The organism is Streptomyces venezuelae (genome assembly GCF_008642355.1).
Taxonomy (GTDB): Bacteria; Actinomycetota; Actinomycetes; order Streptomycetales; family Streptomycetaceae; genus Streptomyces; species Streptomyces venezuelae_B.
In genome coordinates, this window is the sequence record NZ_CP029193.1 from 4,875,077 (window position 1) to 4,899,233 (window position 24,157).

Below are 24,157 nucleotides of genomic sequence, written 5' to 3' on the forward strand. Positions count from 1 at the left end.
GAGATGGCGAAGAAGGCTCTCATTGCCAAGGCTGCTCGTAAGCCCAAGTTCGGTGTGCGTGCGTACACCCGCTGCCAGCGCTGCGGCCGTCCGCACTCCGTCTACCGCAAGTTCGGCCTCTGCCGCGTGTGCCTTCGTGAGATGGCTCACCGTGGCGAGCTCCCGGGCGTGACCAAGAGCTCCTGGTAGTCCTCCCTTTTCAAGGGTTCAAAGGACTCCTGGATCTCTCGGTAAGTAAAGGGTCGGCAGAGGCCCGCCTCTCCATGGCTTAGGCTAGGAGGGTTGGGCGTCTGCCGCCCTGACCGACTTACTACGCCGTAGGTCCCCGCGCCGCACCCGTCCCGCCTCTGAGTGGGGAGAGGGATGGCGCAGATAGGAAACCCCGGCGAGAGAGGCCGAAGGCCAATTCATGACCATGACTGATCCGATCGCGGACATGCTGACTCGTCTGCGTAACGCGAACTCGGCGTACCACGACACCGTGGCGATGCCGCACAGCAAGATCAAGTCTCACATCGCGGAGATCCTCCAGCAGGAGGGCTTCATCACGGGCTGGAAGGTCGAGGACGCCGAGGTCGGCAAGAACCTCGTTCTCGAGCTGAAGTTCGGCCCGAACCGTGAGCGCTCCATCGCGGGCATCAAGCGGATCTCCAAGCCCGGTCTCCGGGTTTACGCGAAGTCCACCAACCTGCCGAAGGTCCTCGGCGGCCTCGGCGTGGCGATCATCTCCACGTCGCACGGTCTCCTGACCGGCCAGCAGGCAGGCAAGAAGGGCGTAGGTGGGGAAGTCCTCGCCTACGTCTGGTAGTCGGGAACGGAGGAATAGCTAATGTCGCGTATTGGCAAGCTCCCCATCACGGTTCCCGCCGGCGTGGACGTCACCATCGACGGCCAGACGGTCGCGGTCAAGGGCCCCAAGGGATCCCTGAGCCACACCATCGTCGCGCCGATCGAGATCGCTAAGGGTGAGGACGGCGTCCTGAACGTCACCCGCCCGAACGACGAGCGTCAGAACAAGGCCCTCCACGGCCTGTCCCGCACGCTGGTGGCGAACATGATCACCGGCGTGACCCAGGGTTACGTGAAGAAGCTCGAAATCAGCGGTGTCGGTTACCGCGTCCTGGCGAAGGGCTCCAACCTGGAGTTCTCGCTCGGCTACAGCCACCCGATCCTGATCGAGGCGCCCGAGGGCATCTCCTTCAAGGTCGAATCGGCGACCAAGTTCTCGGTCGAGGGCATCGACAAGCAGAAGGTCGGCGAGGTTGCGGCCAACATCCGCAAGCTGCGCAAGCCCGACCCGTACAAGGCCAAGGGCGTCAAGTACGAAGGCGAAGTCATCCGCCGCAAGGTCGGAAAGGCGGGTAAGTAAGCCATGGCATACGGTGTCAAGATTGCTAAGGGCGACGCTTACAAGCGTGCTGCCATCAAGCGTCGTCACATCCGCATCCGTAAGCACATCTCGGGTACGGCTGAGCGTCCGCGCCTGGTCGTGACGCGCTCGAACCGCCACATCGTGGCCCAGGTCATCGACGACATCAAGGGTCACACCCTTGCGTCGGCTTCGACCCTGGACACCACGATCCGCGGCGCCGAGGGCGACAAGTCCGCGGCCGCCAAGTCGGTCGGCGCCCTGGTCGCCGAGCGCGCCAAGGCCGCCGGTGTCGAGACTGTCGTGTTCGACCGTGGTGGTAACCAGTACGCCGGGCGCATCGCCGCCCTGGCGGACGCCGCCCGCGAAGCCGGACTCAAGTTCTGAGTCGGTTCCGTAGCTAGCGGAAACAGAGAGAGGTAATTCCAATGGCTGGACCCCAGCGCCGCGGTGGCGGTGCCGGTGGCGGCGAGCGGCGGGACCGGAAGGGTCGCGACGGTGGCAACGCCGCCGCCGAGAAGACCGCGTACGTTGAGCGCGTTGTCGCGATCAACCGCGTCGCCAAGGTTGTGAAGGGTGGTCGTCGCTTCAGCTTCACTGCGCTCGTCGTAGTGGGCGACGGTGACGGCACCGTGGGTGTCGGTTACGGCAAGGCCAAGGAGGTGCCGGCCGCCATCGCCAAGGGTGTTGAGGAGGCCAAGAAGCACTTCTTCAAGGTCCCCCGTATCCAGGGCACCATCCCGCACCCCATCCAGGGTGAGAAGGCCGCGGGCGTCGTCCTGCTCAAGCCTGCTTCCCCCGGTACCGGTGTTATCGCCGGTGGCCCGGTGCGTGCCGTGCTCGAGTGCGCGGGCGTGCACGACATCCTGTCGAAGTCCCTGGGCTCCGACAACGCGATCAACATCGTGCACGCGACCGTGGCGGCCCTCAAGGGCCTGCAGCGTCCCGAGGAGATCGCGGCTCGCCGTGGTCTGCCCCTCGAGGACGTCGCCCCCGCGGCTCTGCTTCGTGCGCGTGCGGGAGCGGGTGCGTAATGGCACAGCTCAAGATCACGCAGACGAAGTCGTACATCGGCAGCAAGCAGAACCACCGCGACACCCTGCGTTCCCTTGGTCTCAAGGGCATCAACACGCAGGTCGTCAAGGAGGACCGCCCCGAGTTCCGCGGAATGGTGCACACCGTCCGCCACCTCGTGACGGTTGAGGAGGTCGACTGACATGGCGGAGCAGAACCCGCTGAAGGTCCACAACCTCCGGCCCGCCCCGGGCGCCAAGACCGCCAAGACCCGTGTGGGTCGTGGTGAGGCGTCCAAGGGTAAGACCGCTGGTCGTGGTACCAAGGGCACCAAGGCCCGTTACCAGGTTCCGGAGCGCTTCGAGGGTGGCCAGATGCCCCTCCACATGCGTCTCCCGAAGCTCAAGGGCTTCAAGAACCCGTTCAAGACCGAGTTCCAGGTCGTGAACCTCGACAAGCTGAGCGCGCTGTACCCGGAGGGTGGCGAGGTCACCGTCGAGGGTCTCGTCGCCAAGGGTGCCGTTCGCAAGAACAGCCTCGTCAAGGTGCTCGGCCAGGGTGAGCTCACCGTGGCGCTGCAGGTGACGGTCGACGCCGTCTCCGGCTCCGCCAAGGAGAAGATCACCGCCGCCGGCGGTACCGTCACCGAGCTCGTCTGATTCATCCAGACGTGTCGATGACATGAGCGATTCCCAGCCGGGGATGCCCCACAAAAGGGGCATCCCCGGTTGGTCGTTCCTAGGGGGGCACGGTCGCCGGTAAGGTGGCGTGCACTGTCTAAGCTCCGTGCGGTCTGCCCGCACGGTTTTCTTGACTGATACGTATTCGTCGAACCTCAGACCACCACCTCTGACGCACGCGCGCGGGGGTCGCAGGAGGCACCGTGCTCACCGCGTTCGCCCGGGCGTTCAAGACGCCCGACCTGCGCAAGAAGCTGCTCTTCACACTCGGCATCATCGTGATCTATCGGGTGGGTACGCATGTGCCGATTCCCGGTGTCGACTACCGGAACGTCCAGACCTGTATCGACAACGCCAATGCGAACCAGGGCCTGTTCGGTCTCGTCAACATGTTCAGCGGTGGCGCGCTGCTCCAGATCACGATCTTCGCGCTCGGCATCATGCCGTACATCACGGCGAGCATCATTCTGCAGCTGCTGACCGTGGTGATCCCGCGCCTCGAAGCCCTCAAGAAAGAGGGCCAGGCCGGCACCGCGAAGATCACGCAGTACACGCGCTATCTGACCATCGCGCTCGCGATCCTCCAGGGCACCGGCCTCGTGGCCACCGCCCGCACCGGCACCCTCTTCCAGGGCTGCCCCGTGGCCAGCGAGATCGTGCCCGACCAGTCGATCTTCGTCACCATCACGATGGTCATCACCATGACCGCCGGTACGGCGTGCGTCATGTGGCTCGGTGAGCTCATCACGGACCGCGGCATCGGCAACGGCATGTCGATCCTGATGTTCATCTCGATCGCCGCGACCTTCCCGAGCGCACTGTGGGCCATCAAGCAGCAGGGTGACCTGGCGAACGGCTGGATCGAGTTCGGCACCGTCATCGCGGTCGGTCTCGTGATGGTCGGCCTGGTGGTCTTCGTCGAGCAGGCACAGCGTCGCATTCCGGTCCAGTACGCGAAGCGAATGATCGGCCGCAGGTCCTACGGCGGTACGTCGACGTACATTCCGCTGAAGGTCAACCAGGCGGGCATCATCCCTGTGATCTTCGCCTCCTCGCTGCTCTACATTCCGGCGCTCGTGGCCCAGTTCGCGGGCGGCAACTCGGGATGGAAGACGTGGATCGAGGCGAACCTGACCAAGGGTGACCATCCGATTTACATCGCCACGTACTTCATCCTGATCGTCTTCTTCGCCTTCTTCTACGTCGCGATCTCCTTCAACCCCGAGGAAGTCGCCGACAACATGAAGAAGTATGGTGGCTTCATCCCGGGCATCCGGGCTGGCCGTCCGACCGCTGAGTACCTGAGTTACGTACTCAACCGGATCACCTGGCCGGGTTCGCTGTATCTGGGTCTGATCGCTCTTGTGCCGACGATGGCGTTGGTTGGCTTCCAGGCAAACCAGAACTTCCCGTTCGGCGGGACGAGCATCCTCATCATCGTGGGTGTGGGTCTGGAGACCGTGAAGCAGATCGAGAGCCAGCTCCAGCAGCGCAATTACGAAGGGTTCCTCCGCTGATGCGAATCGTCCTCGTCGGGCCGCCCGGTGCGGGCAAGGGAACGCAGGCCGCGTTCCTCGCCAAGAACCTGTCGATCCCGCACATCTCCACGGGCGACCTCTTCCGTGCCAACATCAGCCAGGGCACGGACCTGGGCAAGCAGGCGAAGGCGTACATGGACGCCGGGAACCTGGTCCCCGACGAGGTGACCATCGGCATGGCGAAGGACCGCATGGCGCAGCCGGACGCCGAGAACGGCTTCCTGCTCGACGGGTTCCCGCGCAACGTGTCGCAGGCGGAGGCGCTGGACGTCGCGCTCAAGGCCGACGACGTGAAGCTCGACGCCGTCCTGGACCTGGAGGTCCCCGAGGACGAGGTCGTCAAGCGGATCGCGGGCCGGCGGATCTGCCGCAAGGACTCCAGCCACGTCTTCCACGTGACGTACAGCAAGCCGAAGCAGGAAGGCGTCTGTGACGTCTGCGGCGGCGAGCTCTACCAGCGCGAGGACGACAGCGAGGACACCGTCCGCAAGCGCCTCGAGGTCTACCACACGCAGACCGAGCCGATCATCGACTACTACCGGACCCAGGGTCTGGTCGTGACGATCTCGGCACTCGGCAAGGTGGACGAGGTCACCGAGCGCGCGATGGACGCGCTCAAGGGCGACAAGTAGTTCAGTACGCTGATTCCGGCCGCGGTGCCCCTCGGGGGACCGCGGCCGTAGTGTTGTATACGTCGGTTGTCGGACGGAAGACGGAGAGCGGAACCCCATGGTGCAGATCAAGACCCCCGAGCAGATCGCGAAAATGCGTGAGGCGGGCCTTGTCGTCGCCGCGATTCACGCCGCGACCCGTGAGGCCGCGGTGCCCGGCGCCACCACGAAGGATCTGGACGAGGTCGCCCGCAAGGTGATCGCCGAGCACGGGGCGAAGTCGAACTTCCTCGGGTACGGCGGGTTCCCCGCCACGATCTGCACGTCGGTCAACGAGGTCGTCGTGCACGGCATCCCCGACGACAAGACCGTCCTGAAGGACGGCGACATCATCTCCATCGACGCGGGCGCCATCGTCGACGGCTGGCACGGCGACGCGGCGTACACCGCGTTCGTGGGCACCGGTCACGCTCCGGAGCTGATCGAGCTCTCCCGGGTGACCGAGGAGTCCATGTGGGCCGGTCTCGCCGCCATGAAGCAGGGCAACCGGCTCGTCGACATCTCCCGCGCCATCGAGACGTACATCCGCCGGCAGCCGAAGCCGGGCGGCGGCAAGTACGGGATCGTCGAGGACTACGGCGGCCACGGCATCGGCACCGAGATGCACATGGACCCGCACCTTCTGAACTACGTCGAGCGCCGCCGCGGCAAGGGCCCCAAGCTGGTCCCCGGCTTCTGCCTCGCCATCGAGCCCATGGTCTCCCTCGGCACCCCCCGCACGGAGGTCCTGGAGGACGACTGGACCGTCATCACCACGGACGGGACCTGGTCCTCGCACTGGGAGCACACGATCGCGCTCACGGAGGAGGGCCCGATCGTCCTGACGGCCCCGGACTGCGGCAAGGCGAAGCTGGCGGAGCACGGCGTGACGGTGGCCCCGGACCCGCTGGGCTGAGGCGGGACCCTCCTGCTTAAGGATCTTCGTCGTGGGGCAGACTTTCTCGATTCGTCTTTCCGAGTGCACTGACGTAGACTGACGCGTCGGCTCTCGTGCATCCGTGTGTCTGCATACGGAGCATGTAGTCGATCAAGGTAGTCGATTCGAAGGGCGAAGCGTGGCCAAGAAGCAAGGTGCCATCGAGATCGAAGGCACTGTCGTCGAGTCTCTTCCGAACGCCATGTTCAAGGTGGAGCTCCAGAACGGCCACCAGGTCCTGGCACACATCAGCGGCAAGATGCGCATGCACTACATCCGCATCCTCCCTGACGACCGGGTCGTGGTGGAGCTGTCTCCGTACGACCTGACGCGTGGCCGGATCGTCTACCGGTACAAGTAGATCTTGCCCGCATCCCGCTCGCGCGGGGTGGTGGCACTGACCCGGAGAACCTCACCCAATGAAGGTCAAGCCGAGCGTCAAGAAGATCTGCGACAAGTGCAGGGTGATCCGCCGTCACGGCCGGGTCATGATCATCTGCGACAACCCGCGCCACAAGCAGCGCCAGGGCTGACGCACGACTGCAGTTCGCAGATTTTCGCGCGACGCACGTAATCAATACGCAGAGCACGTCCCTCTTCAGATCCATCGGTAATGGAGGGCGACACCCCCGGTCGGAGGCCGGGGACCCAGCCGGTACCTAGTACGGCCACTGGGAGTGGTTCTGCCGAAGACCTCCGAAGAATCAACAGGAGCCATGAATGGCACGCGTTGAAGGCGTTGACCTCCCGCGCGACAAGCGCATCGAGGTCGCCCTCACCTACGTGTTCGGCATCGGCCGCACGCTGGCCCAGCAGACGCTGGACGCCACCGAGGTGGACCGCAACACCCGCGTCCGCGACCTGACCGAGGAAGACCTCGTCAAGATCCGTGAGTACGTGGACGCCAACATCAAGACCGAGGGTGACCTCCGTCGCGAGATCCAGGCCGACATCCGCCGCAAGGTCGAGATCGGTTGCTACCAGGGTCTCCGTCACCGTCGTGGTCTGCCCGTCCGCGGTCAGCGCACCAGCACCAACGCCCGCACCCGCAAGGGCCCGCGTCGCGCCATCGCCGGTAAGAAGAAGCCGGGCAAGAAGTAGTCCTCGCTCAGCGGTCTATCGACAGCTGACGCTGCAGGACCGACCACCTCCCGTAGGAGTTATAGATGCCCCCCAAGGGTCGTCAGGGCGCTGCCAAGAAGGTGCGCCGCAAGGAAAAGAAGAACGTCGCCCACGGGCACGCTCACATCAAGAGCACGTTCAACAACACGATCGTGTCCATCACGGACCCGACCGGCAACGTGATCTCGTGGGCCTCCGCCGGCCACGTCGGCTTCAAGGGCTCGCGCAAGTCCACGCCGTTCGCCGCGCAGATGGCTGCCGAGTCGGCTGCCCGTCGCGCCCAGGAGCACGGCATGCGCAAGGTCGACGTGTTCGTCAAGGGCCCGGGTTCCGGTCGTGAGACCGCCATCCGTTCGCTCCAGGCGACCGGCCTCGAGGTCGGCTCGATCCAGGACGTGACGCCCACGCCGCACAACGGCTGCCGTCCGCCCAAGCGTCGTCGCGTCTGACGTTCGTACGTCGCTTGACTTGAGGTCTTCGGGCGGTACGGCTCTTCGGGGCCGTGCCGCCCGTACCCTTGAAACACCTCAGGGCATCAAATAGTGGGTGCCCCTGAACTGAAGGAATCACTTCATGCTGATCGCTCAGCGTCCCTCGTTGACCGAAGAGGTCGTCGACGAATTCCGCTCCCGGTTCGTGATCGAGCCGCTGGAGCCGGGCTTCGGCTACACCCTCGGCAACTCCCTCCGCCGCACCCTGCTCTCGTCGATCCCCGGCGCTGCTGTCACCAGCATCCGCATCGACGGCGTCCTGCACGAGTTCACCACCGTGCCGGGTGTCAAGGAGGACGTCACCGACCTCATCCTCAACATCAAGCAGCTGGTCGTGTCCAGCGAGCACGACGAGCCCGTCGTGATGTACCTGCGCAAGCAGGGTCCGGGCCTCGTGACCGCCGCTGACATCGCCCCGCCGGCCGGTGTCGAGGTGCACAACCCCGACCTCGTCCTCGCCACGCTCAACGGCAAGGGCAAGCTGGAGATGGAGCTGACCGTCGAGCGCGGTCGCGGCTACGTCTCCGCGGTGCAGAACAAGCAGGTCGGCCAGGAGATCGGCCGCATCCCGGTCGACTCGATCTACTCGCCGGTCCTCAAGGTCACGTACAAGGTCGAGGCGACCCGTGTCGAGCAGCGCACCGACTTCGACAAGCTGATCGTCGACGTCGAGACCAAGCAGGCGATGCGTCCGCGTGACGCCATGGCCTCCGCCGGTAAGACGCTCGTCGAGCTGTTCGGTCTCGCCCGCGAGCTGAACATCGACGCCGAGGGCATCGACATGGGTCCGTCCCCGACCGATGCCGCGCTTGCCGCCGATCTCGCGCTGCCGATCGAGGAGCTGGAGCTCACCGTTCGGTCGTACAACTGCCTCAAGCGCGAGGGCATCCACTCCGTGGGTGAGCTCGTGGCCCGCTCCGAGGCGGACCTGCTCGACATCCGCAACTTCGGTGCGAAGTCGATCGACGAGGTCAAGATGAAGCTCAACGGCATGGGTCTCGCGCTGAAGGACTCGCCTCCCGGCTTCGACCCGACCGCCGCGGCCGACGCGTTCGGCGCGGACGACGACGCGGATGCCGGTTTCGTGGAGACCGAGCAGTACTGATGAACTGCCCGAGGGCGTCCGCCCTCGGGGCCCTGTCCCCGGTACCTGATACGGCCGGGGCAGATCACTAGGAGAAACACCATGCCGAAGCCCACCAAGGGTGCCCGTCTGGGCGGCAGCGCCGCGCACGAGAAGCTCCTGCTGGCGAACCTCGCCAAGCAGCTCTTCGAGCACGGCCGGATCACGACGACCGAGGCCAAGGCCCGTCGTCTGCGTCCGTACGCGGAGCGTCTGGTCACCAAGGCGAAGAAGGGCGACCTTCACAACCGCCGCCAGGTGCTGTCCGTCATCACCGACAAGAGCATCGTGCACACGCTCTTCACGGAGATCGGCCCGCGTTACGAGAACCGCCCGGGTGGCTACACCCGTATCACCAAGATCGGTAACCGTCGTGGCGACAACGCGCCCATGGCGATCATCGAGCTGGTGGAGGCCCTGACCGTGGCCCAGGAGGCCACCGGTGAGGCCGAGGCCGCGACCAAGCGCGCCGCCAAGGACGCCGAGGCCACCGACGCCAAGGTCGACACGGCCAAGGCCGACGAGGCTGCCGAGGAGTCGAAGGACGCGTAAGCGTTCTGCCGGGGACTGCGCGTCATCGGCTGCGGCCTCGCCGTGGCTGGCCGCGCAGTTCCCCGCGCCCCTTCAGGGCGCGCCGCGGGCCTCCCCCTTGCCGGGGTAGGCCCGCTTTTTCGTTGCCTGAGAGGATCCACGTGTGAGCGATGAAGTAGAGCCCGGGTTCGTGCGGGTGCGGTTGGATCTTTCGTATGACGGCAGGGACTTCTCCGGCTGGGCCAAGCAGAAGCAGGGGCAGCGGACCGTCCAGGGGGAGATCGAGGCCGCGCTGCGGACGGTGACGCGGTCGCAGGAGACGTACGAGCTGACCGTCGCGGGGCGGACCGACAGCGGCGTGCACGCGCGGGGGCAGGTAGCCCACGTCGACCTGCCGGAGAGCGTGTGGGCCGAGCACAGCGACAAGCTGCTGCGCAGGCTCGCCGGACGGCTGCCGCACGACGTGCGGGTGTGGAAGGCCGCCGAGGCGCCCGCCGGGTTCAACGCCCGGTTCGCGGCCGTGTGGCGCCGGTACGCCTACCGCGTGACCGACCACCCCGGCGGCGTCGACCCGCTGCTGCGGGGACACGTGCTCTGGCACGACTGGCCGCTGGACCTCGACGCGATGAACGCCGCCGCCGAGCGGCTCGTCGGTGAGCATGACTTCGCCGCGTACTGCAAGAAGCGTGAGGGTGCGACGACCATTCGTACGCTGCAGGAACTGCGGTGGGAGCGGCGGCCGGACGGGATCTTCGAGGCGACCGTGCGGGCCGACGCGTTCTGCCACAACATGGTGCGCTCGCTGGTCGGCGCCATGCTGTTCGTGGGGGACGGGCACCGGCCCGTGGAGTGGCCGGAGAAGGTGCTCCGCGCGGGCGTGCGGGACTCCGCCGTGCACGTCGTGCGCCCGCACGGGCTGACGCTGGAGGAGGTCGGCTACCCGGCCGACGAGCTGCTCGCCGCGCGCAGCAAGGAGGCGCGCAACAAGCGGACGCTGCCCGGGGCCGGGTGCTGCTGAGTTCCGTGGGTCCGACTACTGGGGGGCTTCGGCGGCGGCCGAAGCCTGGACCTGGCCCCGCAGGTGGATTCGCTGGAACGCGAAGCGGGCGAGGTCGTCGCCGACGCCGTACGCCTTGCGGTCGCCCGTCGTCACGTCCTTGCCGCTGGTGTAGCCGGTGGTGGTGAAGTAGGCGTAGCGGCCGTAGGCGTTGTAGGTGCCGCGGCACACGCCCGTGCGGCAGAAGGCGGGCACGCCCTTGCCGGACAGCGAGTTCACGAGGCCCTTCTCGGCCTGCTCCTTGACCTTCTTCGCGTCCGCCGCGGTGTCGAAGACGGCGACGCCGATCGTGACCGCGACACCGTCCCTGATGTAGCTGGCGCGGATCATGCGCGTGCAGTCGTTCCTGGCGAGGACCGAGGCGAGGGCGGGCTGGGCGACCGACGTGCACTTCGTGGTGCTGTCGGTCGCGCCCTTCTTGTAGAGGCGCTCGCCGGTCCGCCACGACTTGCCGGGGAACATGCCCTCGGGGGTCAGCGGCGCCTTGTCCTTCTTGGCGCTGGAGATGAAGTCCTTGGGGTCCGGCGGGGGCGGCGGCGTGGTCGCCTCGAAGGACGGCTCCGCCTCCTTGCTCGCACCGGGGATGTCCGCGGCCGTCGGCAGCTCGCCGGCCGGCTTGTTCGACGCGGAGGATTCGTCGCTGTTCGCCGTGACGACGGTGATGGCGACGGCGGCGGCGATGCCGACGGTCGCGAAGACTCCGCCGCCGATCAGCAGCCACTTGCGACGGCGGGTACGCGCCTCGGAGGCCTCGGCGAGCGCCGCCCAGTCGGGCGTGGGCCCGCCGCCGGGCCCGCCCGTTCCGCCCGGACCCCACTGAGGTCCCCCTTGCCCAAAGCTCATGGGGCGCATCTTAGACGGGCTTCCCGGGATGTTGAGCGGGGGTTGTGCGGGGGCCCAGGCCTAGCCTGAAGCGTATGAACATGGGCAATTCGGCGGTTTGCGGGTGGTTGCTGCGCCCGGCCGAGTCGTACGTCCGGTGGGTGCTCGCAGTGGTGCTCGTCGCCGCGGTCGTCCGGGTGGGTCTCGCCTCGCCGCAGGGCGGGATGGACAACGCCATCGTGGTGCGGGCCGCCGAGGCCTGGCTCGACGGGCGCTCGCCCTACGCCGACCGGCACTTCCTCTATCTCCCCGGCGCCGTGCTCGCGGCGGTGCCGCAGGCGCTGCTGCCCGCGGACGTGGTGCGATTCCTGGTGCCCGCGGGGGTGACGGCGGGACTCGTCGGGGGGTGGGTGTGTGCGCTGCGTGTGTACGGAGTGCCTTTGCGGAGTCGGTTCGCCGGATACGGGCTGCTCGGGCTCGCGCTCGGCTTCGCGCCGTTCGGGCACCTCGTCCAGCTCGGCAACTGGACGGCGGGTTCCGCGCTCGCGCTGCCGTGCGCGCTGCTCCTCGTGTGCCGAGGCCGGTGGGTCGCGGCCGGGCTCGTCATCGGGGCGGCCGTCGCCGTGAAGCCGCTGCTCGCGCCCGTCCTCCTTCTTTTCGTGTTCGCGCGCAGGTGGCGGGCGCTCGCGGCGGCCGTGGGCGTGCCCGCGCTGGTGTCGGCGGTCGCCGCGCTCGCCATGCCGGACCCCGCCGGGTTCTTCACGCGGACGCTGCCCTTCCTGCTGCGCGGCGAGGACTCCTTCGTACGCCTCTATGAGGCCTCGCCCGCCGCGGTGCTCGCGCGGCTCGGGGTGCCGGAGTCGGGCGCCGCGCTGCTGGCCGGGGGTGCGGCGGCGGCCGGGGTGTGGTGTGCGTGGCGGCGGTGGGGGAGAGGTGAGGAAGAGGGCGGGGCGGCGGCGAGGGTCGTGGAATGCGCCGTGATGCTGATGCTTTCGGCCTTTCTCGTCTCCCGGCCCTCGTACGACCACTATCTGTTGGTCGTGCTTCCGCTGCTGCTCGCGGGGGTCCTGGCGCCGGGGGCGGCCGCGCGCGGTCCGTGGTTCTGGGTGGCGCTGGTGCCGCAGGTGCCGGGGTTCACGTGGCCGTGGCTGGAGCCCGGGACGCGGCGGGCCTTCAAGGACGCGGTGACGCTGTGCGTGCTCGCGGGCACGGTCGGGTGGGCATGCGCACGGGCCGTCACGCCGGTGAGCGCGGGCCCGCCCGCGGCGAGGGAGTCGTCGGTGCCGGGGTCCAGGACCGCGTTTTGACCGGTACGGGCCACCGCGGGTACTCTCGACGATTGATACGTATTGGTGTCCTCGATCTCACGCGAAAGGGCCCTTACGTAGGTTCCCTGGAGCAGTTACCAGTGGCTCGCATACGGGCAGCGTCCCCGGCACTGTGAGCCCCAGCTGCATGATCGCTTCCTGGGTGCCGTGTGTCTGGACCCCATCCACTGAAGAAGCGAAGGCTACTAAGTGCGTACGTACAGCCCCAAGCCCGGCGACGTGACCCGCCAGTGGCACGTCATCGACGCTCAGGACATCGTCCTGGGTCGTCTGGCGACCACCGCTGCCACCCTCCTGCGTGGCAAGCACAAGGCGATCTACGCCCCCCACGTCGACACCGGTGACTTCGTCATCATCATCAACGCGGAGAAGGTGCACCTCTCCGGCAACAAGAAGACCCAGAAGATGGCGTACCGCCACTCCGGTTACCCGGGTGGTCTGCGTTCCGTCCGTTACGACGAGCTGCTCGAGAAGAGCCCCGAGAAGGCTGTCGAGAAGGCCGTCAAGGGCATGCTCCCCAAGAACACCCTGGGCCGTCAGATGCTCTCGAAGCTGAAGGTCTACGCGGGCGACCAGCACCCGCACGGCGCTCAGCAGCCGGTCCCGTTCGAGATCACCCAGGTCGCGCAGTAGTTCCGGCCACCCCCTAAGACGTAAAGAAATCTGAGGAGAATCGTGGCCGAGACCACCGTTGAGCAGCCGGTCGAAGAGACCGAGGGTGTCGACGTAGAGCAGTACACCACCGAGTCCGAGGCGCCCGTCGAGGGCGAGTACACCTCGGAGTCGAACGCCGCGCGCTTCGGCGACCCCCAGCCGGCCGCCGGCCTGGGCCGTCGCAAGAACGCCATCGCCCGCGTCCGGATCGTCCCGGGCACCGGCAAGTGGAAGGTCAACGGGCGCACGCTCGAGGACTACTTCCCGAACAAGGTCCACCAGCAGGAAGTCAACGAGCCCTTCAAGGTGCTCGAGCTCGACGGCCGCTACGACGTCATCGCCCGCATCGCGGGTGGCGGCGTCTCCGGTCAGGCCGGTGCGCTCCGTCTCGGTGTCGCCCGTGCGCTGAACGAGGCCGACGTCGAGAACAACCGCGGCGCCCTGAAGAAGGCCGGTTACCTCAAGCGTGACGACCGTGCGGTCGAGCGCAAGAAGGCCGGTCTCAAGAAGGCCCGCAAGGCCCCGCAGTACAGCAAGCGCTAATCGCTGCCTGCTCGTACTTTCGTTCGCCCCGGCGGCACTCACCGTGCTGCCGGGGCGTTCGTCTATTCAGGAACACCCTGATCAGGAACCCCCTGAGGCAATCGTTTTTCTTGAACGTTCGGAGGACAGCAGTGGGACGACTCTTCGGCACGGACGGCGTGCGCGGTGTCGCCAACGCGGATCTGACGGCCGAGCTCGCGCTCGGTCTCTCCGTGGCGGCGGCGCACGTACTGGCCGAGGCGGGCACCTTTGAAGGCCATCGCCCGGTGGCGGTGGTCGGGCGTGATCCGCGCGCGTCCGGGGAGTTCCTGGAGGCAGCGGTGGTCGCGGGTCTCGCGAGCGCGGGCGTGGACGTCCTGCGCGTCGGTGTGCTGCCCACCCCCGCGGTGGCGCATCTCACCGGTGCGCTGGGCGCCGACCTCGGTGTGATGCTCTCCGCCAGCCACAACGCGATGCCCGACAACGGCATCAAGTTCTTCGCCCGCGGCGGCCACAAGCTCGCCGACGAGCTGGAGGACCGCATCGAGTCCGTCTACGAGGAGCACCGCACCGGTGCCCCGTGGCAGCGGCCCACCGGTTCGGGTGTCGGCCGCGTGAAGTCGTACGACCAGGGCCTCGACCAGTACGTCGCCCACCTCATCGGGGTCCTCCCGAACCGTCTCGACGGGCTGAAGATCGTCCTCGACGAGGCGCACGGCGCCGCCGCGCGCGTCTCGCCCGAGGCGTTCTCGCGGGCCGGTGCCGAGGTCATCACGATCGGCGCCCAGCCCGACGGCCTGAACATCAACGACGGGTGCGGGTCCACGCACCTCGACCTGCTCAAGGCCGCCGTCGTCGAGCACAAGGCCGACTTCGGCATCGCGCACGACGGCGACGCCGACCGGTGCCTCGCCGTGGACCACACGGGTGCCGAGGTCGACGGCGACCAGATCCTCGCCGTGCTGGCCCTCGCCATGCGGGAGCACGGCACGCTGCGCCACGACACCGTTGTCGCCACGGTCATGTCCAACCTCGGCTTCAAGCTCGCCATGGAGGGCCAGGGACTCTCCCTGGTGCAGACCTCCGTCGGCGACCGTTACGTCCTGGAGTCGATGAAGGAGCACGGCTTCGCCCTCGGCGGCGAGCAGTCCGGGCACGTCATCGTCCTCGACCACGCGACGACCGGCGACGGCACGCTGACCGGGCTGCTGCTCGCGGCGCGCGTCGCCGAGACGGGCCGCTCCCTCGCGGACCTCGCGAGCGTCATGGAGCGGCTCCCGCAGGTCCTCATCAACGTGCCCGACGTCGACAAGTCGCGTGTGAAGACCTCCGCCGAGCTGTCCGCCGCGGTCGTCGACGCCGAGCGCGAGCTCGGCTCCACCGGTCGCGTGCTGCTGCGTCCCTCCGGGACCGAGCCGCTGGTGCGGGTCATGGTGGAGGCCGCCGACATCGAGCAGGCCCGGTCCGTGGCCGGCCGCCTCGCCGACGTGGTGAAGTCCGCGCTGGGCTAGACGCGCGCCGACTTCGCGGTGCGCTCGCGCTGCGCCGCCCAGAAGAACTTCTGGGCGAGCAGCGTGAGCGTGCCCGCGAGGATGATGCCGAGCAGGTTCAGCAGGAGCTGCTCGGTGGAGCCCCAGGCCTGCTTGTACTCGTCGTAGCTGAAGGCGACCGCGGCGTTCGCGGCGGCCGGGACCGTCGTCACGGAGATGGCCACGCCCACCAGTGCGCCCGACTTCGCCGAGGTGAGGGAGAGCGTGCCCGCGACGCCCGCGAGGACGGCCACCACGAACGAGAACCAGTCGGGCCGGTAGATGAAGTTCGTGTTCGGACGCTCGGCCTTCAGGGCGTCGTGCGTGAACAGGTCCATCGCGTCCATGAGGTAGCTGAACCCGACGGTCACCGCCATCGCCGCCGCGAAGCCGACGAGCAGCGCGATCAGCGAGCGCAGCGCCAGGCGGGGAGCGCGCCGTACCAGGGCCGTGCAGAAACCGGCCAGCGGGCCGAACTCCGGGCCCACCGCCATCGCGCCCACGATCAGGATCGCGTTGTCGAGGACGACACCGCACGCCGCGATCATCGTGGCGAGCGTGATGAACGCGACGTACGTGACCGAGAGCGTCGACTCCTCGTGGGTCGCGTCGGCCAGCTGCTCCCACAGGACCGCGTCCGCGCCCTCGCCGGGCGCGTCGTCGGCGGCTTCCTCCGCGCGCCGGGACAGCGACAGGTCGATGGTCTCCACGGCGATCGAGCCCGACTCGTCGATGCCGAGCCCGCGCAGGCCGCCGATCAGCTCGTCGCCCGCCTCACGCGCCACGTCGCACATGACGACGTCACCCGCGGGGTTGCGGGCCGCGCCAGGGAGCACCGCGAGGTGGGTGGTGCCGACCGTCCCCTCGATCAGGTCGACGACGTCGTCGGTTCGGTCCGGGGGCGTGATCAGGCGCAGGTGCAGCATGGACGCAGGTTAGCCGGGCCGCGGCGCCCGCGATCCGCGTCGGCGCTCCTACAGTTTGCGCAGGCTGAGGCGTTGCACCTTGTGGTCGGGGCCCTTGCGGACGACCAGGGTGGCGCGGCTCCGGGTGGGCGCCACGTTCTCCACGAGGTTCAGTTTGTTGATGGTCCGCCAGGTGGTGCGGGCGTAGTCGAGCGCCTCCTCCTCCGACACCTGCGTGTACTTGCGGAAGTACGACGACGGGTTCTGGAACGCCGTCAGGCGCAGCTTCTTGAAGCGGTTCAGGTACCAGCGCTCGATGTCGTCCGCGCGGGCGTCGACGTACACGCTGAAGTCGAAGTAGTCCGCGAGGCCCACGCGGGTGCGGCCGTCCTTGCCGGGGAGCGCGGGCTGCAGGACGTTCAGGCCCTCGACGATGAGGATGTCGGGGCGGCGGACCGTGAGACGCCGGTCCGGGACGATGTCGTAGATCAGGTGCGAGTAGACGGGCGCCGTCACCTCGTCCTTCCCCGCCTTGATGTCCGCGACGAAACGGGTGAGCGCACGGCGGTCGTACGACTCGGGGAAGCCCTTGCGCGACATCAGGCCGCGGGCCTCCAGCTCCTTCGTGGGCAGGAGGAAGCCGTCCGTCGTGACGCGCTCCACGCGGGGGTGCTCCGGCCAGCGGGAGAGCAGTGCCTGGAGGAGCCGGGCGACGGTGGACTTGCCGACCGCCACGGAACCGGCGACTCCTATGACGAAGGGCGTGCCGGACTGGGACCCCTTCTCGCCGAGAAAGGTGTTGAGGGCGCCGCGCAGGCCGTCCGTCGCGCCCACGTACAGGTTCAGCAGGCGCGAGAGCGGCAGGTAGATGTCGCGGACCTCGTCCAGGTCGATGACGTCACCGAGGCCGCGGAGCTGTTCCACCTCTTCCGCCGTCAGGGGGAGCGGCGTCTTCTCGCGAAGCGCGCTCCACTCGGTGCGGGTGAGGTCGACGTAGGGAGTCGCCTCCGGCCTGGGCCGGTGGGCGCTCCGGGGTGCCGTCGGGGGCACGGAGACCGAAGAGATCACAGTCCATTGTTACGGCTGTCCGAACAGGACGGGGGGTGGGGTGGGGGGTGGGGTGTGTCACGCTGAGCCGGTGATTATTGGGGTTGGCATCGATGTCGCGGAGATCGAGCGGTTCGGCGCCGCGATGGAACGGACGCCCGGGATGGCGGATCGGCTCTTCGTGGAGAGCGAGTTGCTGCTGCCGGGCGGGGAGCGGCGGGGCATCGCCTCGCTGGCGGCGCGGTTCGCGGCGAAGGAGGCGTTGGCCAAGGCGCTGGGGGCGCCCGCGGGGCTGCGGTGGACCGACGCCGAGGTGTACGTCGAGGAGAGCGGGCAGCCCCGGGTCCGGGTGAAGGGGACGGTGGCCGAGCGGGCCTCGGCGCTCGGTGTGCGGTCCTGGCACGTGTCGCTCAGCCATGACGCGGGGGTCGCCTCCGCGGTGGTGGTGGCGGAGGGCTAGGCGGGCTCCGTTCGGCGGGGACGCCTCGCGCGGGGGCAGACTGGGCGTATGCGTACTGCGTACAGCGTGGAGAGCGTCAGGGCGGGCGAGCGGGTCGTCATGGACCGGGGGCCCGAAGGTGTGTTGATGCAGCGTGCGGCGGCCGGTCTCGCCGCCGAGTGCGCCCGGCTGCTCGGCAAGGTGTACGGGGCGAGAGTCACGCTGCTCGTGGGCAGCGGGGACAACGGGGGTGACGCCCTGTATGCCGGTGCCCGGCTCGCCCGGCGCGGCGCCGGGGTCAGTGCCGTGCTGCTCGCCCCCGAGCGCGCGCATACCGGAGGGCTCGCCGCGCTGCGGGCAGCCGGCGGCCTCGTGGTGGGCGCCGACGAGGCGCGGGCCGAGGGTGTGGTCGCGCGGGCCGGGCTCGTCGTGGACGGGATCGTGGGGATCGGGGGCCGGGGCGGGCTGCGGGAGGACGCCGCGCGGCTCGTGGCGGCGGTGCGCGACGCCGTGGTCGTCGCTGTGGACCTGCCGAGCGGCGTCGACGCCGACACGGGTGAGGTGCACGGGGACGCGGTGCGGGCCGATGTGACGGTGACGTTCGGCGCGTACAAGCCGGGTCTTCTCATCGATCCGGGCCGGGAGTACGCCGGTGTCGTGCGGCTCGTCGACATCGGGCTCGCACCGGCGGACCTGGGGCGGGCGGAGGCGGAGGCGCTGCAGTTCGCGGACGTCGAGCGGCTGCTGCCGGTGCCCGGCGGGGAGAGCGACAAGTACCGGCGCGGGGTCGTGGGCATCGTCGCCGGGTCCGAGCGGTATCCCGGCGCCGCCGTGCTCGCCGTCGCGGGCGCGCTGCGCGGGGGCGCGGGAGCCGTCCGGTACGTGGGTCCCGCCGCGGACGCCGTCATCGCGCGGTTCCCCGAGACCCTGGTGTCGACGGGGCCGCCCTCCAAGGCGGGGCGCGTGCAGGCGTGGGTCGTGGGCCCCGGGCTCGGCGAGGACGCGGAACGGCTCGGCGAGGTGCTCGCCGCGGATGTGCCCGTGCTGATCGACGCCGACGGGCTGCGGCTCGCCGGGGAACGGGACGTACGGGAGCGGCGGGCCCCGACGCTCCTCACCCCGCACGCCGGGGAGGCCGCCGCGCTGCTCGGCGTGGCCAGGGAAGAGGTCGAGGCGGGGCGGCTCTCCGCCGCACGGGAGCTGGCGCGGCGGTACGGGGCGACGGTGCTGCTGAAGGGGTCGACGACGCTGGTGGCCTCGGGCGAGGGCCCCGTACGGGTCAACCCGACCGGGACACCGTGGCTCGCCACGGCGGGCAGCGGCGACGTGCTGTCCGGGCTCGCCGGGTCCCTCCTCGCGGCCGGTCTCGACGCGCGGGACGCGGGGTCCGTGGGCGCCTACCTCCACGGGCTCGCCGGGCGGTACGCGTCGGAGGGGGCACCCGTGGGGGCGCACGACGTGGCGAACGCGATTCCGGCGGTGTGGCGGGAGGTGGGGCGGCCCGATCGGGGGTGAGCGGGCCGGGCCCCGGTCGGGGCCAAGGCCTGCGGGAGCAGGGGGTGTCGGCGGGCTCTGAGACACTTGTCCGCGATGAACGAGACAGCACCCTTCCGTGTCCGGGCCGAGATCGACCTCGCCGCCCTCCGCGCCAACGTGCGCGCGCTGCGCGCCCACGCGCCGGACGCCGCGTTCATGGCCGTGGTGAAAGCGGACGGTTACGGCCACGGGATGGTGCCCTGCGCCAGGGCCGCACGTCAGGCCGGCGCCACGTGGATCGGCACCGCCACTCCCGAAGAAGCCCTGGCCCTGCGCGCCGCGGGGCTGCCCGGCCGCATCATGTGCTGGCTGTGGACGCCCGGCGGGCCCTGGCGGGAGGGCGTCGAGGCCGACCTCGACATGTCGGTCAGCGCGCTGTGGGCGCTGGAGGAGGTGACGGCCGCCGCGCGTGCGGCGGGGCGGACCGCGCGTGTCCAGCTCAAGGCCGACACGGGGTTGGGGCGGAACGGCTGCATGCCCGCGGACTGGCCCGATCTCGTCGACCGCGTCCTGCGTGCCGAGGCCGAAGGCCTGGTCACGGTCACCGGGCTCTGGTCGCACTTCGCGTGCGCCGACGAACCCGGGCACCCGTCGATCGCCGCGCAGCTCACCGTCTTCCGCGAGATGGTGGCGTACGCCGAGGACCGGGGGCTGCGTCCCGAGGTGCGGCACATCGCCAACTCCCCGGGCATGCTGACGCTTCCGGAGGCGCACTTCGACCTCGTGCGTCCGGGCATCGCGATGTACGGCGTCTCGCCGAGCCCCGAGGTGGGCACCTCGCAGGACTTCGGGCTGCGGCCCGTCATGACGCTCGCCGCCTCGCTGGCCCACGTGAAGCGCGCCCCGGCCGGCCACGGCGTCAGCTACGGCCACCATTACGTCACGCCCGGCGAGACGACCCTCGGCCTCGTCCCGGCGGGCTACGGCGACGGGATCCCGCGCCACGCCTCCGGCACGGCCCCCGTCCTCGTCGACGGCAAGCTGCGGACCGCCGCGGGACGCGTCGCGATGGACCAGTTCGTCGTGGACCTCGGCGGGGACGAGCCCGCAGTGGGCGCGGAGGCCGTGCTGTTCGGCCCCGGCGACCGGGGCGAGCCGACCGCCGAGGACTGGGCGCAGGCCGCGGGCACCATCGCGTACGAGATCGTCACCCGCATCGGATCGCGCGTCCCGCGCGTCTATGTGAACGAGCGGCCTGAGGACTGACCGGATACCGACCGGGAACTGACGGGTAACCGACCGGGACCGATCGGAACCGACCGGGAACTGACGAGGAGCGGCACGTGAGCGAGAGCAGCACGGGGGCGGCCGCGGCGGAAGCGGTGTCGGAGGCCGCCGCCGCGGCCGGGAACTGGCGCCGGGCGGGCGTCGCGGGCGCGGCGATAGGCGTCCTGGCCGCGGGTGCGGCCGCCGGCGTCGCCATAGAGCGGCTCACCGTCGGCCGCGGCATGCGCAAGAAGGCACGGCTGGCGCTCGACGCGTCGGGGCCGTACGGCTCGCTGCGCGGCATGCCCGGCACGGCATACGCGGACGACGGCACGGAGCTCTCGTACGAGGTCGAAGAGGTCGAACCGGCCGAGGACGGCGGCAGGGCCGGAGCCGGCGGGGACGGCGACCGCGCCCCGCGGCGGCGCCGCCTCTTCGGGCGCCGGGACCCCGCGCCCCTCACCGTCGTCTTCAGCCACGGCTACTGCCTGAGCCAGGACTCCTGGCACTTCCAGCGGGCCGCCCTGCGCGGTGTCGTCCGCGCCGTCTATTGGGACCAGCGCAGCCACGCCCGTTCGGCGCGTGGGGTCGACCAGGTCGAACACGGTGTGCCGGTCTCCATCGACCAGCTGGGGCGCGATCTGAAGGCCGTCATCGACGCCGCTGCGCCCGAGGGGCCGCTCGTCCTCGTCGGGCACTCCATGGGCGGCATGACGACCATGGCGCTCGCCGACCAGTTCCCCGAGCTGATCCGCGAGCGCGTGGTGGGCGTCGCCCTGATCGGCACGTCGTCGGGGCAGCTCGGCGAGGTGAACTTCGGCCTTCCGGTCGCCGGGATGAACGCGGTCCGGCGGGTGCTGCCCGGGCTGCTGCGGGCGCTCGGCTCGCAGGCGGAGCTGGTGGAGCGGGGGCGGCGGGCCACGGCGGACCTCTTCGCGGGTGTCATCAAGCGGTACTCGTTCTCGCGCAAGGACGTGGACCCGGCGATCGCGCGGTTCGCGGAGCGGATGATCGAGGCGACGCCCATCGACGTGGTCGCGGAGTTCTACCCGGCCTTCGCCGAGCACGACAAGGCGGCGGCCCTCAAGCACTTCGCCGAACTGCCGGTGCTCGTGCTCGCGGGCGACGAGGACCTGGTCACCCCCAGCGAGCACAGCGAGGCCATCGCCCACCTGCTCCCCGACGCGGAGCTGGTCCTGGTCCCGGACGCGGGCCACCTGGTGATGCTGGAGCACCCGGAGGTCGTCATGGACCGCCTCGCTGACCTGCTCGTGCGGGCGGGGGCCGGGCGGGGGGCCGGGCGGCGGGCCTGAGCGCAGGCGGTGGGCCCGAGCGCGTGCTCCCAGCCGCTACCGTGGGCGGTATGGAAGCACCGCACCACGAGGCTCCGGCCGTCACACTCAAGATCACCGTCAACTCCCCCGAACAGATGGGCGAGTTGGGGCGTCGTCTGGCCAAGCTGCTGCGCCCGGGCGACCTCGTCATGCTCACCGGCGAGCTCGGCGCCGGGAAGACGACGCTGACCCGTGGCCTCGGCGAGGGCCTCGGTGTGCGCGGCGCCGTCACCTCCCCGACCTTCGTCATCGCCCGCGTGCACCCGTCGCTCGGCGAAGGACCCGCGCTGGTCCACGTCGACGCGTACCGCCTCGGTGGCGGGCTCGACGAGATGGAGGACCTGGACCTCGACGTCTCGCTGCCCGAGTCCGTGGTCGTCGTCGAGTGGGGCGACGGCAAGGTCGAGGAGCTGTCGGACGACCGGCTGCGGGTCGTCATCGACCGTGCCGTGGGCGGCACGGGGGGTGACGCGGCGGACGGCGCGGCCGACGAGGTGCGCGACGTGACGATCACCGGGCTCGGCGCGCGCTGGGCCGACGCGGATCTGGCGTCGCTGGGCGCCTGACGGCCCTCGCGCCCCGCGCCCGCAACCCCGCCCCGGGCCTCTGGTCCGGGGCGTTTCTCGTACGTTCGACCGAACGTTCCGACAAGACGTCGGCAAAATGTTGCGTTGCGAGCGTCGGGCGTGGTCACATGGATACCGGTCTTGGTTAGGTCTACCTAACCACGTCTGCCCCCGGAGCCCCCAGGAGGCATCCATGACGGCTACAGAACGTGACGCCTGCGCTCAGCCGCGCGGGAAGAGGCTGCCCGGACCATCGGCCGCCGTGGACTCCTCGCACTCCTCGGAACCCTCGAACCTGTCGATGAGCGATCTGCTCGCGTCGTGCGCCGCCGCGAGCGCCGTCTCCACGCCGCCGAGCGACCCCGAGCCCGCGCGTGCGTCCACGCCCGTGAAGCGGCGCTGAAGCGGCACTGATCAGGGAACGACGACGACCTTCTTGTCGCGCAGCGCGAACTCCCACATCGCCTTGGCCTGCTCGCGCGACTGACGGATGCCGCCCGTCTTCTTCGACGGGTCCGGCTTCGGCGTCGAACCGTCGACCGCGGCGCTGAAGCCGATCGCGACGCCGTCGGTGAGCGTGAAGATCACGACGTTCTCGACCGGCACACCGTCCGTGCCCGGGACACGAGCTGTCCGGGACGTGACGGCGTACGTGCCCGGGGCCGGGTCGACCGTGCCCGGCGTGACCTTGAACGTCTGCTTGGCCTTGCCCGACGCCTCGACCAGCCAGACGCGGTCGTCCTCGAGCGAGTACACGACGCGCTCGCCGGTGCCGGACTGCGCGGGCACGGCGGCGGGGTTCTTCTTGTCCTTGGGGGAGCGCGACGCGGAGGCGGACGGCGACTTGTCGGCCTTCTCCGAGTGGTCCGGCGCGCTGGCCGATGCCTGGAAGGCGAGGAACCCGACCGCGGCGAGCGCGGCAGCGGTGAGCCCGGCCACGAATCCCGAGCTGCTCCTTGACACCTTGCGCCACCCACCTCTTCGTACTGCGTACGGCTACGGAGTGACGGTAGCAGCAGCCGTGCCCCATCCCCCGGCAGCCGCACCTCATCCCGGTGCGGGCCGTGCGCGGCGCCCGGGAGCCGTAGGCTGTTCGCGTGCTCTTGCTCGCTCTGGATACCGCAACGCCCGCTGTCACCGTCGCCCTCCACGACGGCTCCTCCGTCGTCGCGGAGTCGAGCCAGGTCGACGCCCGCCGCCACGGGGAACTGCTGCTTCCGGCCGTCGACCGTGTGCTCGCCGAGGCCGGCCTGAAGCTCGACGCCGTGACCGGCATCGTCGCCGGCGTGGGCCCCGGCCCCTACACCGGCCTCCGCGTCGGCCTGATGACCGCCGACACCTTCGGTCTCGCGCTCGGCGTCCCCGTGCACGGCGTGTGCACGCTGGACGGCCTCGCGTACGCCTCGGGCATCGAAGGCGGCCCCTTCGTGGTGGCCACCGACGCCCGCCGCAAGGAGGTCTACTGGGCCCGCTACGAAGACGTGCGCACGCGCGCGGGCGAGCCCGCCGTGGACCGTCCCGCGGAGATCGCCGCCCAGGTCGAGGGGCTGCCTGCCGTCGGCGTGGGCGCGCTGCTCTACCCCGACACGTTCCCCGACGCCCGCGCCCCCGAGCACGTCTCGGCCGCCGCGCTGGCCTCACTCGCCGCGGAGAAGCTGGCCGCGGGCGAGGAGCTCCTGGAGCCCCGGCCGCTCTACCTGCGCCGCCCCGACGCGCAGGTCCCCAAGAACTACAAGGTGGTCACCCCGAAGTGACCG

32 protein-coding genes are annotated in these 24,157 nt (G+C 69.7%); 27 read left to right on the forward strand and 5 right to left on the reverse strand.

What is annotated here, in order from left to right:
* Nucleotides 1–3 precede the first annotated feature (3 nt).
* From DEJ47_RS22680 to truA, 17 genes are all read left to right on the forward strand, one after another.
* Nucleotides 4–189 carry a type Z 30S ribosomal protein S14 gene (locus DEJ47_RS22680; protein ID WP_003956452.1) on the forward strand — a complete coding sequence of 62 codons (186 nt, stop codon included), beginning with the start codon at nt 4–6 and terminating at the stop codon, nt 187–189.
* 220 nt (nt 190–409) lie between these two features.
* Nucleotides 410–808, forward strand: a complete 399-nt coding sequence (gene rpsH, locus DEJ47_RS22690; protein WP_018528360.1) for a 30S ribosomal protein S8 — start codon at nt 410–412, stop codon at nt 806–808.
* A 21-nt stretch (nt 809–829) separates the two neighbouring features.
* Nucleotides 830–1,369, forward strand: coding sequence for a 50S ribosomal protein L6 (gene rplF / locus DEJ47_RS22695; RefSeq protein WP_030782548.1), 540 nt, complete (start codon nt 830–832; stop codon nt 1,367–1,369).
* A 3-nt stretch (nt 1,370–1,372) separates the two neighbouring features.
* Nucleotides 1,373–1,756, forward strand: a complete 384-nt coding sequence (gene rplR, locus DEJ47_RS22700) for a 50S ribosomal protein L18 (protein ID WP_055564833.1) — start codon at nt 1,373–1,375, stop codon at nt 1,754–1,756.
* Between the two features lie 41 nt (nt 1,757–1,797).
* Nucleotides 1,798–2,403: a 30S ribosomal protein S5 gene (gene rpsE, locus DEJ47_RS22705; RefSeq protein ID WP_055564834.1), complete on the forward strand. Its 606-nt coding sequence runs from the start codon at nt 1,798–1,800 to the stop codon at nt 2,401–2,403.
* Complete coding sequence (rpmD, locus tag DEJ47_RS22710) at nt 2,403–2,585, forward strand: 50S ribosomal protein L30 (protein ID WP_005481207.1); 183 nt, start codon at nt 2,403–2,405, stop codon at nt 2,583–2,585. The genes rpsE and rpmD overlap by 1 nt, the downstream gene beginning before the upstream one ends.
* A 1-nt stretch (nt 2,586) precedes the next feature.
* A complete protein-coding gene (gene rplO, locus DEJ47_RS22715) occupies nt 2,587–3,042 on the forward strand; it encodes a 50S ribosomal protein L15 (protein WP_062775150.1) in 456 nt (151 codons plus the stop codon).
* A gap of 224 nt (nt 3,043–3,266) precedes the next feature.
* Entirely contained in the window at nt 3,267–4,580 is a 1,314-nt protein-coding gene (secY, locus tag DEJ47_RS22720; protein WP_150171092.1) for a preprotein translocase subunit SecY, read from the forward strand.
* A complete protein-coding gene (locus DEJ47_RS22725; protein ID WP_150171094.1) occupies nt 4,580–5,233 on the forward strand; it encodes an adenylate kinase in 654 nt (217 codons plus the stop codon). The genes secY and DEJ47_RS22725 overlap by 1 nt, the downstream gene beginning before the upstream one ends.
* A 97-nt stretch (nt 5,234–5,330) precedes the next feature.
* Complete coding sequence (gene map, locus DEJ47_RS22730) at nt 5,331–6,167, forward strand: type I methionyl aminopeptidase (RefSeq protein WP_150171096.1); 837 nt, start codon at nt 5,331–5,333, stop codon at nt 6,165–6,167.
* Nucleotides 6,168–6,327: 160 nt separating this feature from the next.
* Nucleotides 6,328–6,549 (forward strand): translation initiation factor IF-1, encoded by a 222-nt coding sequence (gene infA, locus DEJ47_RS22735; RefSeq protein WP_003948620.1) that lies wholly within the window; start codon nt 6,328–6,330, stop codon nt 6,547–6,549.
* A gap of 58 nt (nt 6,550–6,607) precedes the next feature.
* Nucleotides 6,608–6,721, forward strand: a complete 114-nt coding sequence (gene rpmJ, locus DEJ47_RS22740) for a 50S ribosomal protein L36 (RefSeq protein WP_003948619.1) — start codon at nt 6,608–6,610, stop codon at nt 6,719–6,721.
* Between the two features lie 187 nt (nt 6,722–6,908).
* A complete protein-coding gene (gene rpsM / locus DEJ47_RS22745) occupies nt 6,909–7,289 on the forward strand; it encodes a 30S ribosomal protein S13 (protein ID WP_127912744.1) in 381 nt (126 codons plus the stop codon).
* Between the two features lie 65 nt (nt 7,290–7,354).
* On the forward strand, nt 7,355–7,759 hold the full coding sequence (rpsK, locus tag DEJ47_RS22750; protein WP_003948617.1) for a 30S ribosomal protein S11: 405 nt from the start codon (nt 7,355–7,357) through the stop codon (nt 7,757–7,759).
* Between the two features lie 124 nt (nt 7,760–7,883).
* Nucleotides 7,884–8,906, forward strand: coding sequence for a DNA-directed RNA polymerase subunit alpha (locus DEJ47_RS22755; protein ID WP_016645160.1), 1,023 nt, complete (start codon nt 7,884–7,886; stop codon nt 8,904–8,906).
* Between the two features lie 81 nt (nt 8,907–8,987).
* Nucleotides 8,988–9,476, forward strand: a complete 489-nt coding sequence (rplQ, locus tag DEJ47_RS22760) for a 50S ribosomal protein L17 (protein ID WP_150171098.1) — start codon at nt 8,988–8,990, stop codon at nt 9,474–9,476.
* Nucleotides 9,477–9,618: 142 nt separating this feature from the next.
* Nucleotides 9,619–10,473: a tRNA pseudouridine(38-40) synthase TruA gene (gene truA / locus DEJ47_RS22765; protein WP_150171100.1), complete on the forward strand. Its 855-nt coding sequence runs from the start codon at nt 9,619–9,621 to the stop codon at nt 10,471–10,473.
* Between the two features lie 15 nt (nt 10,474–10,488).
* On the opposite strand, the gene DEJ47_RS22770 is transcribed toward truA, so the two are convergent.
* Nucleotides 10,489–11,355, reverse strand: coding sequence for a hypothetical protein (locus tag DEJ47_RS22770; protein ID WP_150171102.1), 867 nt, complete (start codon nt 11,353–11,355; stop codon nt 10,489–10,491).
* 74 nt (nt 11,356–11,429) lie between these two features.
* Between DEJ47_RS22770 and DEJ47_RS22775 the strand changes: the two genes are divergently transcribed.
* The 4 genes from DEJ47_RS22775 to glmM all read left to right on the forward strand — a co-directional run bounded on the left by DEJ47_RS22775 (nt 11,430) and on the right by glmM (nt 15,349).
* Nucleotides 11,430–12,641 carry a glycosyltransferase 87 family protein gene (locus DEJ47_RS22775; protein ID WP_150171104.1) on the forward strand — a complete coding sequence of 404 codons (1,212 nt, stop codon included), beginning with the start codon at nt 11,430–11,432 and terminating at the stop codon, nt 12,639–12,641.
* A 210-nt stretch (nt 12,642–12,851) separates the two neighbouring features.
* A complete protein-coding gene (rplM, locus tag DEJ47_RS22780; RefSeq protein ID WP_150171106.1) occupies nt 12,852–13,295 on the forward strand; it encodes a 50S ribosomal protein L13 in 444 nt (147 codons plus the stop codon).
* A gap of 42 nt (nt 13,296–13,337) precedes the next feature.
* Nucleotides 13,338–13,859 carry a 30S ribosomal protein S9 gene (gene rpsI / locus DEJ47_RS22785; protein WP_150171108.1) on the forward strand — a complete coding sequence of 174 codons (522 nt, stop codon included), beginning with the start codon at nt 13,338–13,340 and terminating at the stop codon, nt 13,857–13,859.
* Nucleotides 13,860–13,990: 131 nt separating this feature from the next.
* Entirely contained in the window at nt 13,991–15,349 is a 1,359-nt protein-coding gene (glmM, locus tag DEJ47_RS22790; RefSeq protein ID WP_150171110.1) for a phosphoglucosamine mutase, read from the forward strand.
* On the opposite strand, the gene DEJ47_RS22795 is transcribed toward glmM, so the two are convergent.
* Together DEJ47_RS22795 and coaA are read right to left on the reverse strand one after the other, a co-directional pair.
* Complete coding sequence (locus DEJ47_RS22795) at nt 15,346–16,293, reverse strand: DUF389 domain-containing protein (RefSeq protein ID WP_150171112.1); 948 nt, start codon at nt 16,291–16,293, stop codon at nt 15,346–15,348. The genes glmM and DEJ47_RS22795 overlap by 4 nt on opposite strands.
* A gap of 48 nt (nt 16,294–16,341) precedes the next feature.
* Complete coding sequence (gene coaA, locus DEJ47_RS22800; RefSeq protein ID WP_317850834.1) at nt 16,342–17,340, reverse strand: type I pantothenate kinase; 999 nt, start codon at nt 17,338–17,340, stop codon at nt 16,342–16,344.
* 70 nt (nt 17,341–17,410) lie between these two features.
* Here coaA and DEJ47_RS22805 point away from each other — a divergent pair, with 70 nt between their 5' ends.
* From DEJ47_RS22805 to tsaE, 5 genes are all read left to right on the forward strand, one after another.
* Entirely contained in the window at nt 17,411–17,779 is a 369-nt protein-coding gene (locus DEJ47_RS22805; RefSeq protein ID WP_150171114.1) for a holo-ACP synthase, read from the forward strand.
* Nucleotides 17,780–17,827: 48 nt separating this feature from the next.
* On the forward strand, nt 17,828–19,273 hold the full coding sequence (locus DEJ47_RS22810) for an NAD(P)H-hydrate dehydratase (protein ID WP_150171116.1): 1,446 nt from the start codon (nt 17,828–17,830) through the stop codon (nt 19,271–19,273).
* A 75-nt stretch (nt 19,274–19,348) separates the two neighbouring features.
* Nucleotides 19,349–20,500 carry an alanine racemase gene (alr, locus tag DEJ47_RS22815; protein WP_150171118.1) on the forward strand — a complete coding sequence of 384 codons (1,152 nt, stop codon included), beginning with the start codon at nt 19,349–19,351 and terminating at the stop codon, nt 20,498–20,500.
* Between the two features lie 77 nt (nt 20,501–20,577).
* Nucleotides 20,578–21,813, forward strand: coding sequence for an alpha/beta fold hydrolase (locus tag DEJ47_RS22820; RefSeq protein WP_150171120.1), 1,236 nt, complete (start codon nt 20,578–20,580; stop codon nt 21,811–21,813).
* A gap of 50 nt (nt 21,814–21,863) precedes the next feature.
* Nucleotides 21,864–22,400 carry a tRNA (adenosine(37)-N6)-threonylcarbamoyltransferase complex ATPase subunit type 1 TsaE gene (gene tsaE / locus DEJ47_RS22825; protein WP_150171122.1) on the forward strand — a complete coding sequence of 179 codons (537 nt, stop codon included), beginning with the start codon at nt 21,864–21,866 and terminating at the stop codon, nt 22,398–22,400.
* A 222-nt stretch (nt 22,401–22,622) separates the two neighbouring features.
* Here the strand turns inward: tsaE and DEJ47_RS36505 are convergent, their stop codons facing one another.
* Together DEJ47_RS36505 and DEJ47_RS22835 are read right to left on the reverse strand one after the other, a co-directional pair.
* Nucleotides 22,623–22,811 (reverse strand): hypothetical protein, encoded by a 189-nt coding sequence (locus tag DEJ47_RS36505; protein ID WP_161235813.1) that lies wholly within the window; start codon nt 22,809–22,811, stop codon nt 22,623–22,625.
* A gap of 3 nt (nt 22,812–22,814) precedes the next feature.
* On the reverse strand, nt 22,815–23,363 hold the full coding sequence (locus tag DEJ47_RS22835; RefSeq protein WP_150171126.1) for a L,D-transpeptidase: 549 nt from the start codon (nt 23,361–23,363) through the stop codon (nt 22,815–22,817).
* A 134-nt stretch (nt 23,364–23,497) separates the two neighbouring features.
* Between DEJ47_RS22835 and tsaB the strand changes: the two genes are divergently transcribed.
* Nucleotides 23,498–24,154, forward strand: coding sequence for a tRNA (adenosine(37)-N6)-threonylcarbamoyltransferase complex dimerization subunit type 1 TsaB (gene tsaB, locus DEJ47_RS22840; protein ID WP_150171128.1), 657 nt, complete (start codon nt 23,498–23,500; stop codon nt 24,152–24,154).
* Nucleotides 24,155–24,157: the final 3 nt, after the last annotated feature.

What these genes read in the sequence shown, in the direction of transcription:
- DEJ47_RS22680 (WP_003956452.1), top strand. Translation starts at nt 4, where the DNA reads ATGGCGAAGAAGGCTCTCATTGCCAAGGCTGCTCGTAAGCCCAAGTTC.
- rpsH (WP_018528360.1), top strand. Translation starts at nt 410, where the DNA reads ATGACCATGACTGATCCGATCGCGGACATGCTGACTCGTCTGCGTAAC.
- rplF (WP_030782548.1), top strand. Translation starts at nt 830, where the DNA reads ATGTCGCGTATTGGCAAGCTCCCCATCACGGTTCCCGCCGGCGTGGAC.
- rplR (WP_055564833.1), top strand. Translation starts at nt 1,373, where the DNA reads ATGGCATACGGTGTCAAGATTGCTAAGGGCGACGCTTACAAGCGTGCT.
- rpsE (WP_055564834.1), top strand. Translation starts at nt 1,798, where the DNA reads ATGGCTGGACCCCAGCGCCGCGGTGGCGGTGCCGGTGGCGGCGAGCGG.
- rpmD (WP_005481207.1), top strand. Translation starts at nt 2,403, where the DNA reads ATGGCACAGCTCAAGATCACGCAGACGAAGTCGTACATCGGCAGCAAG.
- rplO (WP_062775150.1), top strand. Translation starts at nt 2,587, where the DNA reads ATGGCGGAGCAGAACCCGCTGAAGGTCCACAACCTCCGGCCCGCCCCG.
- DEJ47_RS22725 (WP_150171094.1), top strand. Translation starts at nt 4,580, where the DNA reads ATGCGAATCGTCCTCGTCGGGCCGCCCGGTGCGGGCAAGGGAACGCAG.
- map (WP_150171096.1), top strand. Translation starts at nt 5,331, where the DNA reads ATGGTGCAGATCAAGACCCCCGAGCAGATCGCGAAAATGCGTGAGGCG.
- rpmJ (WP_003948619.1), top strand. Translation starts at nt 6,608, where the DNA reads ATGAAGGTCAAGCCGAGCGTCAAGAAGATCTGCGACAAGTGCAGGGTG.
- rpsM (WP_127912744.1), top strand. Translation starts at nt 6,909, where the DNA reads ATGGCACGCGTTGAAGGCGTTGACCTCCCGCGCGACAAGCGCATCGAG.
- rpsK (WP_003948617.1), top strand. Translation starts at nt 7,355, where the DNA reads ATGCCCCCCAAGGGTCGTCAGGGCGCTGCCAAGAAGGTGCGCCGCAAG.
- DEJ47_RS22755 (WP_016645160.1), top strand. Translation starts at nt 7,884, where the DNA reads ATGCTGATCGCTCAGCGTCCCTCGTTGACCGAAGAGGTCGTCGACGAA.
- rplQ (WP_150171098.1), top strand. Translation starts at nt 8,988, where the DNA reads ATGCCGAAGCCCACCAAGGGTGCCCGTCTGGGCGGCAGCGCCGCGCAC.
- DEJ47_RS22770 (WP_150171102.1), bottom strand. Translation starts at nt 11,355, where the DNA reads ATGAGCTTTGGGCAAGGGGGACCTCAGTGGGGTCCGGGCGGAACGGGC.
- DEJ47_RS22775 (WP_150171104.1), top strand. Translation starts at nt 11,430, where the DNA reads ATGAACATGGGCAATTCGGCGGTTTGCGGGTGGTTGCTGCGCCCGGCC.
- DEJ47_RS22795 (WP_150171112.1), bottom strand. Translation starts at nt 16,293, where the DNA reads ATGCTGCACCTGCGCCTGATCACGCCCCCGGACCGAACCGACGACGTC.
- DEJ47_RS22810 (WP_150171116.1), top strand. Translation starts at nt 17,828, where the DNA reads ATGCGTACTGCGTACAGCGTGGAGAGCGTCAGGGCGGGCGAGCGGGTC.
- alr (WP_150171118.1), top strand. Translation starts at nt 19,349, where the DNA reads ATGAACGAGACAGCACCCTTCCGTGTCCGGGCCGAGATCGACCTCGCC.
- tsaE (WP_150171122.1), top strand. Translation starts at nt 21,864, where the DNA reads ATGGAAGCACCGCACCACGAGGCTCCGGCCGTCACACTCAAGATCACC.